Origin of the sequence: Streptomyces sp. NPDC047085 (genome assembly GCF_040643735.1) — a bacterium.
Classification (GTDB): domain Bacteria; phylum Actinomycetota; class Actinomycetes; order Streptomycetales; family Streptomycetaceae; genus Streptomyces.
On record NZ_JBEYUW010000021.1, the window covers coordinates 46,663 to 60,203 of the forward strand.

Genomic DNA, 13,541 nt, shown 5'->3' on the forward strand with positions numbered 1-13,541 from the left:
CCTGTGAACTCCCCTGGAGACGCCTTGAGTTCTCTCCGTGTGACCGGCCTGCGGGTCCGGCACCGCAAGACCCTTGCCCTTGACTCCCTCGACCTGACGCTCGGCACCGGTGTGCACGGGCTGCTCGGGCCGAACGGGGCCGGGAAGACCTCTCTGATCCGGGTGCTGGCCACGGTGGCCCGGCCGTCCGGCGGGCGGGTGGAGATCCTCGGGCAGGACAGCGCGGACCACCGCGAACGGGCCGGGATCCGCCGCCGACTCGGTTATCTGCCGCAGGAGTTCGGCTACTACCCCGGGTTCACCGTGCGCGAGTTCGTGGCGTACGTGGCCTGGCTGAAGGAGCTGCCCGCCGACCGCACCCCGGCCGCCGTGGAACGCGCGGTGGCCCGGGTCGGCCTCACAGACCGCATCGACGCGAAGATCAGGACGCTGTCCGGGGGCATGGTCCGCCGGGTCGGCATCGCCCAGGCCATCGTCAACGACCCGAGCGTGCTGCTGCTGGACGAGCCGACCGCCGGCCTCGACCCCGAACAGCGCGTGGAGTTCCGCGCGCTGCTGCGCGAGCTGGGCGCCTCGGCGACCGTGGTGGTCTCGACGCACCTCGTGGAGGACGTGGCCGCCGCCTGCACGGAGGTCACCCTGCTCGACGCGGGCCGGATCGCCTACCGGGGCACCCCCGAGACGCTCACCCTGCTCGGCGAGGCGTCCGACGGCCCGGGCGACCACCCGATCGAGCGCGGCTACACGACCGCCCTGCGCGCCCACCGCACGCCGGGTACGCGACGGGAGACGGTGCGATGACCCCCGTAGCCGAAGAGAAGGCCGGAGAGAACGCCGGAGAGAAGGCCGAACAGAAGGCCGGGCAGAAAGCGGCCACGCGCATCCCGCACCACCACCCCCTCCGCGCCGAAGCCGTCCGCGGCTTCGCCCCCTCCGCCGGGGCCGCCGTCCTGCTCACGCTCGGCGCGATGCTGGCCGGCTCCTCCGCCCGCTGGCAGGGCGGCTGGGCGGTGACCGCCTCCGAGGTGCACAACGCCCTGCTGATCACCGTGCCGCTGGCGGCCGCCGCGGGCTGCTGGCAGGGCGGGCGGGAGCGGCGGCGCGGTACCGAGGAGCTGTGGGGGACGGTCGTCCGGTCGCCGCTCGTCCGGTTCCTGGCGTCCGCCGTGCCGGTGGCGCTCTGGGCGGCCGCCGGCTACCTGGTCGCGGTGGGCCTCGCCCTGCTCGCCACCTGGCCCTTCTCCCAGGGCGACCGGCCGCACCTCGCCCTGCTGCCGGGGGACACGGTGGCCATGGCGGCGGCCGCGCTGGCCGGGCACGTGGTGGGGCGGATCGTACCGACGCGGCTGGCGGCCCCGCTGCTGGCGATGGCCGGGTATGCGGGGCTCGGGGTCGTGGCCTCCGGCCACTCGGGATCCGGCGCCCGGTTGAACCCCGCCTTTCCCGTCCTGGACAGCCTGGAGCCGGTGTGGTGGCAGCCACTCGCCATGGCCGTGTGGACGGGCGGGGCGGCGGTGGCCGCGGCCCTGGCGTACGCCGCCCGGCGCCGGGCCACGGCCCTGCTGCCGCTGGCCGCCGCCGTGGCCGCCGGCGCGCTGCTCGTGCAGAGCGGGGACGGTCTGTGGCACACCGACCCGCTCGTACGACGCCAGGTCTGCGACACCTCCACCACCCCGGCCGTCTGCGTCAACGCCCGGTACGCGGGCATGCTCCCGCAGGTCAGGGATGCCCTTTCGGGCATCACGGGCAAGCTGGAGGGCGTACAGAACCTGCCGGTGCGCTGGGAGGACCGCGCGGGCGAGCCGGGCGCCGACGAGGCCGAGCTGCCGATGCTGACACCGTTCGGCTGGTCCGTCGTACGGGGGCGGCTGACCGATCCGCGGCAGTACGCCTGGGAGGCCGTGGCCGCCCTGGAGGAGCACGGGGAGTGCGCCGACCCGCGCGTCCGCGCCCTGGACGACGCGGTCGAGCACTATCTGGCTCCCAGCCCCTCCGAGGCGTACTTCGACGGCGTCGACGCACACGGCACCGCGGCCCAGCGGGCCGAGCGGCGGAAGCGGGACGCCGCCCGGGACCACCTGGCGTCCATGAGCGAGAGGGAACGCAGGGCATGGCTGTCGGCCTACTTCGCGACCGCGGGCCGCTGTGACACCAAGGGGGTGCCCGGCCTGTGACCGGACTCCTCCTGTACGCGCGGTCCCGCGCCCTTCCCGCCACCCTGGGCGCGCTCGCCGCCACGACGGCCTTCGCGGTCTGGGCCGCCGACCGCATGGACACCTATGTGGACCCCGACCGCCGGATCCCCGTCGTCGCCCTGGCCCCGCTGCTGGCGGCCGCCGTGATCGGCACCAGCCTGTACTCGGCCTCGGACGAGCTGGACCGGACGGCGGTACGGCCCTGGTGGCCGCGCCGGCTGGCCCATCTGGGGGCGCTGACCGCGCTGGCGGCGCTGCTGCTGCCGGTGGCGGTGCTCGGGCATCCGGAGGTCTTCGGGGCGCCGGCGATGATCCGCAACACGCTCGGCTGTACGGGCATGACGGCGGGCGCGGCCGTCCTGCTCGGGGCGCGGCTGAGCTGGCTGCCCGCGTTCGGCTATGTGACGGCCGTGTACCTGGCCTCCTCGGGGGCGCGCGGGCGCGGGGTGACGGTGTGGGCGTGGCCGATGCAGCCGGGCGCGGAGACCGGCGCGTGGGTGGCGGCGCTGTGCGCCTTCACGCTGGGCGCACTGCTGTACGTGGTGCGGGGCGCACGCCCTGAGGGGCATCGGGGCTGAGGCCGCAGGCGGAGGCCGACGCGCTGAGGCCACGGGCGGAGGCCGACGCGGGCTGAAGCCGCAGGCGGAGGCCGACGCGGGCTGAAGCCGCAGGCGGAGGCCGACGGGCTAAGGCCACGGACGGCACCCGACGGGCCGGGGCCACCGGCGGCGCCCGTCGGGCCGGGGCGGCGTCCCGCGCCCCGGCCCGACGGATGTCGCCACAGACACGACCGGCCCGGATCGACTAGGCAGAGATGCCGTCGATCCGGGCCAGAGCATCATCCGCGCCGTACGGCTGCAAGTAGGGCAGCCAGCGCGGATCCCTATGGCCCGTGCCGATGATGCGCCAGGCCAGACCCGTCGGCGGCGCCGGTTTGTGGCGCAGCCGCCAGCCGAGTTCGACGAGGTGGCGGTCGGCCTTGACGTGGTTGCAGCGGCGGCAGGAGGCCACCACGTTGTCCCAGACGTGCTGGCCCCCGCGGCTGCGCGGGATGACGTGGTCGACGCTGGTTGCGACGCCACCGCAGTACATGCACCGGCCCCCGTCGCGGGCGAACAGGGCGCGCCGGGTGAGAGGAACGGGCCCCCGGTAGGGAACCCGTACGAATCGCTTGAGCCGGACCACGCTGGGTGCGGGGACGGTAACGGTTGCACTGTGCATGAAGGCGCCGGATTCCTCGAGGCAGACTGCCTTGTTCTCCAGGACGAGGACGAGCGCGCGGCGGAGCGGTACGACGCCGAGTGGCTCGTACGACGCGTTGAGGACCAGGACATGCGGCACGGGTGCCTCCTTGGGCGTCGGCGGCGCGTGGCTCGCGCCGGGACGATCTGCAGTCAGTCTCCCCTCATGCCTGGTGAACGCGCCACCATGTCCCGGTAACGGGCTGGGAGTGTTTTCGACCACACCTGATTCATCCCCCGGATCATGGCCTGTTCAAGCCCCAGGTGGGGCGGGGGTCTCTTCCGGGGAGCGGCACGGGCACACACAATCCCCCGTTAGTGTGTTGGTTCGGTCCGTCCGGTGTCCTTTTCGTGACCTTGACCGCCTCGCCGGACCGGACCGCGCAGCACCATGGAGGTACCTGCCGTGTCCTTGCCCGTCGTCCTGCTGGCCGCCGGCGCGTCGCCGTCCCCGTCCCCATCGGGGTCGCCGTCCCCGGCCGTGCCGACGCTTCAGGACGCCCAGGAAAGCGCGACGAACGCGGCGAGCTGGGTCGAGCAGAACTGGTCGACCTGGCTCGCGATGGGTCTGCAGATCCTGCTGATCGTGGTGATCGCGGTCGCGCTGAGAGCGGTGGTGCGGCGGGCGATCACCAAGCTGATCGAGCGAATGAACCGGACCGCGCAGTCGGTGGACCAGACGTCGCTGGGCGGTCTGCTCGTCAACACGGAGCGGCGCCGGCAGCGCTCGGAGGCGATCGGCTCGGTGCTGCGGTCGGTGGCGAGCTTCCTGATCCTCGGCACGGCCGCTCTGATGGTGCTGTCGACCTTCAAGATCAACCTGGCGCCGCTGCTGGCCTCCGCCGGTGTCGCCGGTGTGGCGATCGGTTTCGGCGCCCGGAACCTGGTCACCGACTTCCTCTCCGGCGTGTTCATGATCCTGGAGGACCAGTACGGCGTCGGCGACACGATCGACGCGGGCGTCGCCTCCGGCGAGGTCATCGAGGTCGGCCTGCGCGTGACCAAGCTGCGCGGCGCCGACGGCGAGATCTGGTACGTGCGCAACGGCGAGGTCAAGCGGATCGGCAACCTCTCCCAGGGCTGGGCGACCGCCGGCGTCGACGTGACGGTGCGGGCGAGCGAGGACCTGGACCGGGTGAAGGCCACGCTCGGCGAGGTCGGCGAGCGGATGAGCAAGGAGGAGCCCTGGAGCGAGCTGCTGTGGGGCCCGATCGAAGTGCTCGGCCTGGACAGCGTGCTCATCAACTCCATGGTGATGCGGGTCTCGGCCAAGACCATGCCCGGCAAGTCGCTGACCGTCGAGCGCGAGCTGCGCTGGCGCGTCAAGCAGGCCTTCGACACGGCGGGCATCCGCATCGTGGGCGGTGAGACGGCCGTGGAGGACGTCGAGGACACCCCCGACCCGACCGCCGCGGTCGCCGCCCCCTCCGTCTACTCCAACGCGGAGTCGCCCCAGTCGACGGCGGCCTCCCCGATCACACCGCAGCAGCGGTCGGCGCCGAAGTAGGGCTCCGGCAGCAGGAGCGGGCCCAGCGGCGGAACGGCCGACGACGCCCCCGAGGTAACGAGTCTGTTGCCTCGGGGGCGTTGTCTATTGACGCCCTCTTCGTCCTGGGCTTACGTTCCTCCCACCACAATAGGAAAGTTTCCTAACAGTGATCTTCCCCGGCGGCCGGTGATCAAGGCTGGACGCCGTGGACGGACCACTGGAAAGCTGGGCAGCTGGAAAGGCAGGTGCGAACCCCATGGCAGGAACCGCCGGTACGCCGGGCACCCCGCGCGTCCTGCGCGCCATGAACGACCGCGCCGCCCTGGACCTCCTGCTGGAGCACGGGCCGCTGTCCCGCACCCGGATCGGCAAGCTCACCGGCCTGTCCAAGCCCACCGCCTCCCAGCTGCTGGCCCGCCTGGAGGCGGCCGGACTGGTCCGGGTCACCGGCACCAGCGAGGGCCGGCCGGGCCCCAACGCCCAGCTGTACGCGGTCGACCCCACCGCCGCCCACGCCGCCGGGCTCGACGTCAACCCGCACCGCATCCGCGCCGCCGTCGCCGACATCACCGGCCGCACGGTCGGCGAGTACGAGCTGCCCACCCCCGGACGCCGGCCCGCGCACCCGGTCGTACGGCAGGTGACGGACGCGCTCGACGGTGCGGTGAAGGCGGCCGGGCTCGCCCGGTCCGACGTGCACCGGCTGGTCATCGGCACCCCCGGCGCCTTCGACCCCAACACCGGCCGGCTGCGCTACGCCTCCCATCTGCCCGGCTGGCACTCCCCCGCGCTGCTCGACGAACTCGCCGCCGCGCTGCCGATGCCGGTCGAGTACGAGAACGACGTCAACCTCGTCGCCCTCGCCGAACAGCGGCTCGGCGCGGCCCGGGGCCACACGGACTTCGTGCTGCTGTGGAACCAGGAGGGCCTCGGCGCCGCCCTGGTCCTCGGCGGCCGGCTGCACCGCGGCTGGACCGGCGGCGCGGGCGAGGTCGGCTTCCTGCCGGTGCCGGGCACGCCCCTGGTACGGCAGGTGACCAAGGCCAACAGCGGCGGCTACCAGGAGCTGGCCGGCTCCCAGGCGGTCCCGAAGCTGGCCCGCGAACTCGGCATCGAGGGCGTGCCCTCGGGTCCGTACACCGAGGCCGCCGCGGAACTCCTCGCGCGTGCCGCCGACCACACCGGCGGCCCGCACCGGGAGCTGCTGCGGACGTACGCGACCCGGCTGGCCACCGGTCTGGCCTCGCTGGTCTCCGTCCTCGACCCGGAACTCGTCGTCCTCAGCGGCTCCGCCCTGACCGCCGGCGGCGAGGTGCTGCGCGGCCTGCTCCAGGCCGAGCTGGAGGAGCTGGCGGCGGCCCGCCCCCGGCTCGTCCTCGGCGACGTCACCGAACATCCCGTGCTGCGCGGCGCGTTGGAGTCCGCGCTCGCGACCACCCGCGACGAGGTCTTCGACACCTCGCGCTGAGCCTCGCCCGAGCAAGTCCCCCTCTTTCCCACCCACTCCGTCCCTGGGAGACCTCGCCATGCCCGAAGTCGTACCCTCTCGCGCCCGGAAAGCGGCTTTCGTCCTCACCGCCTCGCTCGCGCTGCTCACCACCGCCTGTACCGGGCAGTCCGGCTCCGGCGCCACCGACGACGCCTCCAAGGACACGACCATCAACTTCTGGCACGCCTGGAGCGCGCCGAACGAGGTGAAGGCCGTCAAGTCCCTGGTCGCCGGCTTCGAGCGGGCACACCCCAACATCCATGTGAACGTCGTCGGCAACATGACCGACGACAAGATCAACCAGGCCCTGCGCACCGGCGGCGACAAGGCCCCGGACGTGATCTCCTCGTTCACCACCAACAACGTGGGCAAGTTCTGCTCCTCGGGCGCGCTGGTCGACCTCAACCCCTTCTTCAAGAAGTCGGGGATCGACCCGGAGACGACCTTCCCGAAGCCGATGAACGAGTACACCCAGTTCGACGGCAACCGCTGCACCGTGCCGCTGCTGGGCGACGCGTACGGGCTCTACTACAACAAGACGGCGTTCGAGAAGGCGGGCATCGCCGCCCCGCCGAAGACCTGGTCGGAGTTCGAGGCCGACGCCAAGAAGCTCACCGTCCCCCAGGGCGACGGCTTCAAGCAGCTCGGGTTCATGCCGGACTACCACGGCTGGGAGTCCACCACCGAGCACTACTTCGGGCAGTTCTCGCCGACGTACTTCGACAAGGACGGCAAGTCCAGCCTTGCCACGGACCCGGCGTTCGAGAAGGGCTTCACCCTCCAGAAGAAGCTCGTCGACGAACTCGGCGGATTCCAGAGGCTGGAGAAGTTCCGGGCCACGCTGGGCGACGAGTGGGGCCCCAAGCACCCCTTCCACACCGGCCAGGTCGCCATGCAGCTGGACGGCGAGTGGCGGCTCGGGATGGCGCTCGACGCCAAGCCGAAGTTCGACATAGGCGTCGCCCCGCTGCCCGTCCCGGACGACCAGGTGGCCCAGTACGGCAAGGGCTACATCACCGGCACCATCGCGGGCATCGCCGCCACCAGCCACAAGCAGAACGCGGCCTGGGAGCTGGTGAAGTACATGACCACGAACACGGACGCCGTGGTCGGCTTCGCCAACGACATCCACAACGTGCCCTCCACGCTGGCCGCGCTGAAGTCCCCGAAGCTGAAGTACGACCCGCGCTTCAAGACCTTCCTGGACATCGCCGCGAACCCGAACTCCACCACGACCCCCGCCTCCGTCAACGGCGGTGTGTACCTGGTGACGATCCAGCAGTTCGGCTACGACTACGAGAGCGGCAAGGCCACCGATCTGAAGGCCGGTCTGAAGAAGACGGCCGCGCAGATCGACACGGACATCGCGCAGGCGAAGTAGCCGATGAGTACGGTCACTCTGGCGTCGAAGCGCCGCCGGGCCGCGCTTCGTACGGCCGCCTTCATGTCGCCCTGGCTGATCGGCTTCGCGGTCTTCTTCGCGTACCCGCTGATCTCCACGGTCTACTTCTCGTTCATGCACTACGACGGCTTCAGGCCGCCGACGTGGAGCGGCGGGAAGAACTGGACCTACGTCTTCGAGCACTACCCGCTCTTCTGGCCCGCCCTGCGCAACACCCTGTGGCTGGTCGTGGTGATGGTGACCCTCAGGGTCGTCTTCGGGCTCGGCGTCGGCCTGCTCATCACCAGGATCAAGACGGGTACGGGCGTCTTCCGCACCCTGTTCTACCTGCCGTACCTGGCCCCTCCGGTGGCGGCGACCATGTCCTTCGCCTTCCTCCTCAACCCCGGTACGGGCCCGGTCAACTCGATCCTGGAGAAGGCCGGCATCCCGGCGCCGGGCTGGTTCAACGACCCGACCTGGTCCAAGCCGGCGCTCACCCTGCTGGCGCTGTGGGGCATCGGCGACCTGATGGTCATCTTCATGGCCGCGCTGCTCGACGTGCCGACGGAGCAGTACGAGGCGGCCGAGCTGGACGGGGCCTCCGCGTGGCAGCGGTTCCGGTACGTGACCCTGCCGAACATCTCCCCGATCGTGATGTTCGCCGTGGTCACCGGGGTGATCCAGACCATGCAGTACTACACGCAGCCGCTGATCGCGGGGAAGGTCGCCTCGGGCGTGATCCAGGGCGCGGGCACCCAGTTCGAGCCCGGCTACCCGGACAAGTCCACGCTTACCCTCCCCCAGCTCGTCTACAACCTCGGCTTCCAGCGCTTCGACTACGGCTCGGCCTGTGTGGTGGCGCTCGTGCTGTTCGCCCTGTCGATGGCGTTCACCGCGCTGCTGATGCGACGCCGGGGCGGTCTCATCCAGGCAGGTGACTGACCATGACCCAGGTACTGGACCACCCGGTGAAGCCGGCGCCCCCGGTGTCGTACGGCGCGGAGCGGACCGCCCGGCGCCGGGCGCTGCTCGAATGGATCGCCGTGCACTCCCTCGGCGTCGCCGCGGCCCTGTTCTTCACGCTCCCCTTCGTGTTCGTGTTCCTGACCTCGCTGATGAGCGACACCCAGGCACTGAGCCGGGACCTGATCCCGCACACCTGGGAGTGGGGCAACTACAAGAAGGTCTTCGACACGCCCGGCTTCCTCACCTGGTGGAAGAACACGCTGATCTACGCGGGCCTCGGCACCGTGCTGACCGTGGTGTCGTCGATCCCGGTGGCGTACGCGCTCGCCAAGTTCCGCTTCCGGGGCCGCAATCTGTCGCTCATGCTGGTGATCTCGATGATGATGCTGCCGCCGCAGGTGATCGTCATCCCGATGTACCTGTTCTGGGCGAAGCAGCTGGACCTGTCGGGCACGCTGTGGCCGCTGATGATCCCGATGGCGTTCGGGGACGCGTTCTCCATCTTCCTGCTGCGCCAGTTCCTGATGACGATCCCGAACGAGTACGTCGACGCGGCGAAGGTGGACGGCTGCGGGGACGTCAGGACCCTGCTGAAGGTCGTCCTCCCGATGGCCAGGCCCGGCATCGCAGCCGTCGCCCTCTTCCAGTTCTTCTACGCCTGGAACGACTACTTCGGCCCCCAGATCTACGCCTCGGAGAACCCCGGCGCCTGGACCCTCTCCTACGGCCTGGAGTCCTTCAAGGGCGCGCACCACACCGACTGGAACCTCACCATGGCCGCGACCGTGCTGGTCATGGCCCCCGTGATCCTCGTGTTCTTCTTCGCCCAAAAGGCGTTCGTGGAGGGCGTCACGCTCACCGGAGTGAAGGGTTAAGCAAGCATGAAACTCACTGTGGTCGGCGGAGGCTCGACCTACACGCCCGAACTCATCGACGGCTTCGCACGCCTCAGGGACACCCTGCCCGTCGAGGAACTGGTGCTCGTGGACCCGGCCGCCGAGCGACTGGAGCTGGTGGGCGGCCTGGCCCGCCGTATCTTCGCCAAGCAGGGACACGGCGGCCGGATCGTCACCACCGCCGACCTGGACGCGGGGGTGGAGGGCGCCGACGCCGTGCTGCTCCAGTTGCGCGTCGGCGGCCAGGCGGCCCGGGAGCAGGACGAGACCTGGCCGCTGGAGTGCGGCTGCATCGGCCAGGAGACGACCGGCGCGGGCGGCCTCGCCAAGGCGCTGCGCACGGTCCCGGTGGTCCTCGACATCGCCGAACGGGTCCGCCGGGCCAACCCCCGTGCCTGGATCATCGACTTCACCAACCCGGTCGGCATCGTCACCCGCGCCCTGCTCCAGGCGGGCCACCGGGCGGTCGGCCTGTGCAACGTGGCGATCGGTCTGCAACGGAAGTTCGCGGCGTTGCTCGGCACCGACCCGAAGGACGTCCACCTGGACCACGTCGGCCTGAACCACCTCACCTGGGAGACGGGGGTGCGTCTGGGCGGGCCCGAGGGCGCGCACGTCCTCCCCAAGCTGCTCGGCGAACACGGCGACGCCATCGCCGACGACCTGCGCCTGCCCCGGCCCCTGCTGGACCGGCTGGGCGTGGTCCCGTCCTACTACCTGCGCTACTACTACGCCCACGACGACGTCGTACGGGAGCTGCGCACAAAGCCCTCCCGGGCCGCAGAGGTCGCGGCCATGGAGCGCGAGCTGCTGACGATGTACGGCGACCCGTCCCTGGACGAGAAGCCGGCGCTGCTCGCCAAGCGGGGCGGCGCCTTCTACTCGGAGGCGGCGGTGGACCTGGCGGCGGCCCTGCTGGGCGGCTCCGGAAGCCCGTGCCAGGTGGTGAACACGCTCAACCGGGGCACCCTGCCCTTCCTGCCCGACGACGCGGTGATCGAGGTGCAGGCGGCGGTCGGGCACACGGGTCCCGTGCCGCTGCCGGTGCCGGACCTGGACCCGCTGTACGCGGGCCTGATCGCCAACGTGACGGCGTACGAGGACCTGGCCCTGGAGGCGGCGCTGCGCGGCGGCCGGGACCGCGTCTTCAGGGCGCTGCTGGCCCATCCGCTGATCGGCCAGTACGAGTACGCCGACGCCCTCACCGACCGACTGATCGCGCACAACCGGGAGCACCTGGCGTGGGCCTGACCGCACCTGACAAGGCGAGCGTGCTCGCCATCGACGCGGGCAACAGCAAGACCGACGTGGCCGTGGTCACCGCCGAGGGCGAGGTCCTGGCCACGGCCCGCGGCGGCGGCTTCCGTCCGCCGGCGGTGGGGGTGGAGGCCGCGATGGACGCGCTGGCCGAGCCGGTCACCCGGGCGCTGGCCGAAGCGGGCCTGCCCGCCGTCTCGCACGTCTCCGCCTGCCTGGCCAACGCCGACCTGCCGGTGGAGGAGGAGCAGTTGGCGACCGCGCTGCACGCGCGCGCGTGGGGCGCCTCGGTGGACGTCCGCAACGACACCTTCGCGATCCTGCGGGCGGGTGTGGCCGAGCCCCGGGGCGTGGCCGTGGTGTGCGGTGCCGGCATCAACTGCGTCGGCATGCGCCCCGACGGCCGCACCGCCCGCTTCCCCGCCCTGGGCCGCATCTCCGGGGACTGGGGCGGCGGCTGGGGCCTGGCCGAGGAGGCCCTGTGGCACGCGGCGCGCGCGGAGGACGGCCGGGGCGAGCCGACGGCCCTGGCCCGCACCCTGCCCGCCCACTTCGCCCTCCCCTCCATGTACGCCCTCATCGAGGCCCTGCACCTGGACCACGTCGACCACACCCGCCGCCACGAACTGACCCCCGTGCTCTTCGAGACGGCCGCGCGGGGGGACGCGATCGCCCGCTCGATCGTGGACCGCCTGGCGGAGGAGGTCGCCACGATGGCCACGGTCGCCCTCACCCGCCTCGACCTCCTCGCCGAACACACCCCGGTCCTCCTCGGCGGCAGCGTCCTCGCCGCCGGGCACCCCCAGCTCGACACCGGCGTCCGCGACCTGCTCACCACCCGCGCCCCCAAGGCCGACGTCCACGTCGTCACCGCGAGCCCGGTCCTGGGCGCGGCCCTGCTGGGCCTGGACCACCTCGGGGCGCGCGCGGAGGCACACGCACGAGCGCGGGCCCACTGGGAGGCCTAGGGCCTGTCTTCCGGGTCTCGCCGGGGGGTCGCGGGCCCTGGCCGGAACCGCCCGGCCTCCCCCGGCGTATTCATGGGCGAGAGCGCCGCCTCATGCGCGAGGGCGCTGCGGAAAACGGCTTTCCGCCGTAGGGTGCACTGCGATCCGATCAAGATCCAGTGAAGGCTGGTGCGGATGTCGGTGCGGGCGGCGATACTTGGCGGCGAAGGATGACCATGGGGGAGGTCAAGTGACACACCCGCCGACGAGCAGCACGGCGCCACCGGTGGCGGGGTCCGTCATGCCCACCGTGGCGACGGTGCCGCCCCAGCCCGGCCCGCAGGCCCCCGCCCCGGCCTCCCGTCGTACCGCCTTCGTCGAGGGCGCCGAGCGGGTGCGGGCCGCCGCGACCACCGAGCCGGGGCGGCTCAGGATCATCGGCGCGGTGCTGGCGCTGCTGGTCGTCGCGTTCGGGGCGGTCACCGCGTGGCAGAGCAGCGAGCGCGCGGCCGCCGCCGACGACGTGCTGCACAGCAGCCAGCCGCTCAGCTCGGGCGCCGCCGACATCTACCGCTCGCTGGCCGACGCCAACACCGCCGCCTCCAGCGGGTTCCTGGCGGGCGGTCAGGAGAGCGCGGCGTCGCGGGACCGGTACGAGAAGGACATCCGTACGGCCGCCGCGGGACTGGTCACGGCCGCCGCCAACGCGGACCCGGGCTCGCCCTCCGAGGCGACCATCACCAAGCTGAACAAGCTGCTGCCCGAGTACAAGGGCCTGATCGAGCGCGCCCGCACCTACAACCGGCAGGGCTATCCGGTCGGCGGCGCGTATCTGCGGTACGCGAACGAGAAGATGCAGCGGGAGATGCTCCCGGCGGCGGAGGACCTCTACACGAAGGAGAACCAGCGGCTGGACGCCGACTACGGGGACGCGACGCCGTACCCGTGGGCGGCGATCGCGCTCGGGGTCGTCGCGCTGGCCGGTCTCGCCTTCGCCCAGCACCGCGACTACCGCCGCACCAACCGCGTCCTCAACCACGGCCTGGTCGCCGCCACCGCCGCCACCACGGTCGTCCTGCTGTGGCTGGTCGTCGGGCACATGGTCGCCCGGTCCGGCCTCAACGGCTCCTACGACGACGGCATCCGCTCGCTGAACGTGCTGCACGACGCCCGGATCGCCTCGCTGAAGGCGCGCGGCAACGAGAACCTGAGCCTGGTGGCGCGCGGCGCCGAGACCATCACGGTCGACGGACAGACGTACGACGCGTACTACTACGACTTCGACAAGGACATCAGCGCCCTCGGCAAGGGCCTCGCCGAGGCCCGCCGGCTCGCCGACGACCAGGCCGGGACCCAGCCGGTCACGGCCGCCGAGGGCAACATGGCGGTGTGGAAGCAGCGGCACACCGCGGCCCGCACCGAGGACGAGAACGGCAACTACCAGCAGGCGCTGGCCAAGGTGATCGGCGCCAAGGGCGCGACCGGCGAGTGCTTCGACAGCGTCGACAGCAACCTGCGCCACGCCATCGATCACGAGCAGGCCCAGTTCAAGCAGGCCGCGACCGACGGGCGCAACGCCATGGCCGGCCTGCCCGTCGGCGCCGCGGTGCTCGCCGTGCTCGGCGCGGCGGGCGCGGTGGCCGGCATCGGCCGCAGGCTTTCGGAGTACCGGTGACA

General features: G+C 72.0%; 12 protein-coding genes. 11 read left to right on the forward strand and 1 reads right to left on the reverse strand.

Annotated elements, in window-relative coordinates; translation table 11 throughout:
* Positions 1-24 precede the first annotated feature (24 nt).
* The 3 genes from ABZ865_RS40370 to ABZ865_RS40380 are packed head-to-tail and all read left to right on the forward strand — an operon-like array spanning position 25 to position 2,773.
* Positions 25-801 (forward strand): ABC transporter ATP-binding protein, encoded by a 777-nt coding sequence (locus ABZ865_RS40370; protein ID WP_361241985.1) that lies wholly within the window; start codon positions 25-27, stop codon positions 799-801.
* Positions 798-2,174, forward strand: coding sequence for a hypothetical protein (locus tag ABZ865_RS40375; RefSeq protein ID WP_361241988.1), 1,377 nt, complete (start codon positions 798-800; stop codon positions 2,172-2,174). Before ABZ865_RS40370 ends, ABZ865_RS40375 begins: the two co-directional genes overlap by 4 nt.
* Complete coding sequence (locus tag ABZ865_RS40380; RefSeq protein WP_361241991.1) at positions 2,171-2,773, forward strand: hypothetical protein; 603 nt, start codon at positions 2,171-2,173, stop codon at positions 2,771-2,773. Before ABZ865_RS40375 ends, ABZ865_RS40380 begins: the two co-directional genes overlap by 4 nt.
* A gap of 226 nt (positions 2,774-2,999) precedes the next feature.
* Here the strand turns inward: ABZ865_RS40380 and ABZ865_RS40385 are convergent, their stop codons facing one another.
* Positions 3,000-3,536, reverse strand: a complete 537-nt coding sequence (locus ABZ865_RS40385) for an HNH endonuclease (protein ID WP_361241994.1) — start codon at positions 3,534-3,536, stop codon at positions 3,000-3,002.
* A gap of 306 nt (positions 3,537-3,842) precedes the next feature.
* Here ABZ865_RS40385 and ABZ865_RS40390 point away from each other — a divergent pair, with 306 nt between their 5' ends.
* The 8 genes from ABZ865_RS40390 (at position 3,843) to ABZ865_RS40425 (ending at position 13,539) form a co-directional block, all read left to right on the forward strand.
* On the forward strand, positions 3,843-4,943 hold the full coding sequence (locus tag ABZ865_RS40390; RefSeq protein WP_361241998.1) for a mechanosensitive ion channel family protein: 1,101 nt from the start codon (positions 3,843-3,845) through the stop codon (positions 4,941-4,943).
* A gap of 238 nt (positions 4,944-5,181) precedes the next feature.
* A complete protein-coding gene (locus ABZ865_RS40395) occupies positions 5,182-6,393 on the forward strand; it encodes an ROK family transcriptional regulator (RefSeq protein ID WP_361242001.1) in 1,212 nt (403 codons plus the stop codon).
* 58 nt (positions 6,394-6,451) lie between these two features.
* Positions 6,452-7,795: an ABC transporter substrate-binding protein gene (locus ABZ865_RS40400; protein WP_361242004.1), complete on the forward strand. Its 1,344-nt coding sequence runs from the start codon at positions 6,452-6,454 to the stop codon at positions 7,793-7,795.
* Between the two features lie 3 nt (positions 7,796-7,798).
* A complete protein-coding gene (locus tag ABZ865_RS40405; RefSeq protein ID WP_361242007.1) occupies positions 7,799-8,740 on the forward strand; it encodes a sugar ABC transporter permease in 942 nt (313 codons plus the stop codon).
* Between the two features lie 2 nt (positions 8,741-8,742).
* Positions 8,743-9,639: a carbohydrate ABC transporter permease gene (locus tag ABZ865_RS40410; protein ID WP_361242010.1), complete on the forward strand. Its 897-nt coding sequence runs from the start codon at positions 8,743-8,745 to the stop codon at positions 9,637-9,639.
* Between the two features lie 6 nt (positions 9,640-9,645).
* Positions 9,646-10,911 (forward strand): 6-phospho-beta-glucosidase, encoded by a 1,266-nt coding sequence (locus ABZ865_RS40415; RefSeq protein ID WP_361242013.1) that lies wholly within the window; start codon positions 9,646-9,648, stop codon positions 10,909-10,911.
* Complete coding sequence (locus tag ABZ865_RS40420) at positions 10,902-11,885, forward strand: BadF/BadG/BcrA/BcrD ATPase family protein (protein WP_361242016.1); 984 nt, start codon at positions 10,902-10,904, stop codon at positions 11,883-11,885. Before ABZ865_RS40415 ends, ABZ865_RS40420 begins: the two co-directional genes overlap by 10 nt.
* Before the next feature lie 280 nt (positions 11,886-12,165).
* Positions 12,166-13,539 carry a hypothetical protein gene (locus tag ABZ865_RS40425; protein ID WP_361242019.1) on the forward strand — a complete coding sequence of 458 codons (1,374 nt, stop codon included), beginning with the start codon at positions 12,166-12,168 and terminating at the stop codon, positions 13,537-13,539.
* Positions 13,540-13,541: the final 2 nt, after the last annotated feature.

Bases quoted from the DNA above. Each gene is read 5' to 3' on its own strand.
- ABZ865_RS40425 (WP_361242019.1), top strand. From the start codon at position 12,166: ATGCCCACCGTGGCGACGGTGCCGCCCCAGCCCGGCCCGCAGGCCCCC.
- ABZ865_RS40400 (WP_361242004.1), top strand. From the start codon at position 6,452: ATGCCCGAAGTCGTACCCTCTCGCGCCCGGAAAGCGGCTTTCGTCCTC.
- ABZ865_RS40405 (WP_361242007.1), top strand. From the start codon at position 7,799: ATGAGTACGGTCACTCTGGCGTCGAAGCGCCGCCGGGCCGCGCTTCGT.
- ABZ865_RS40395 (WP_361242001.1), top strand. From the start codon at position 5,182: ATGGCAGGAACCGCCGGTACGCCGGGCACCCCGCGCGTCCTGCGCGCC.
- ABZ865_RS40410 (WP_361242010.1), top strand. From the start codon at position 8,743: ATGACCCAGGTACTGGACCACCCGGTGAAGCCGGCGCCCCCGGTGTCG.
- ABZ865_RS40415 (WP_361242013.1), top strand. From the start codon at position 9,646: ATGAAACTCACTGTGGTCGGCGGAGGCTCGACCTACACGCCCGAACTC.
- ABZ865_RS40375 (WP_361241988.1), top strand. From the start codon at position 798: ATGACCCCCGTAGCCGAAGAGAAGGCCGGAGAGAACGCCGGAGAGAAG.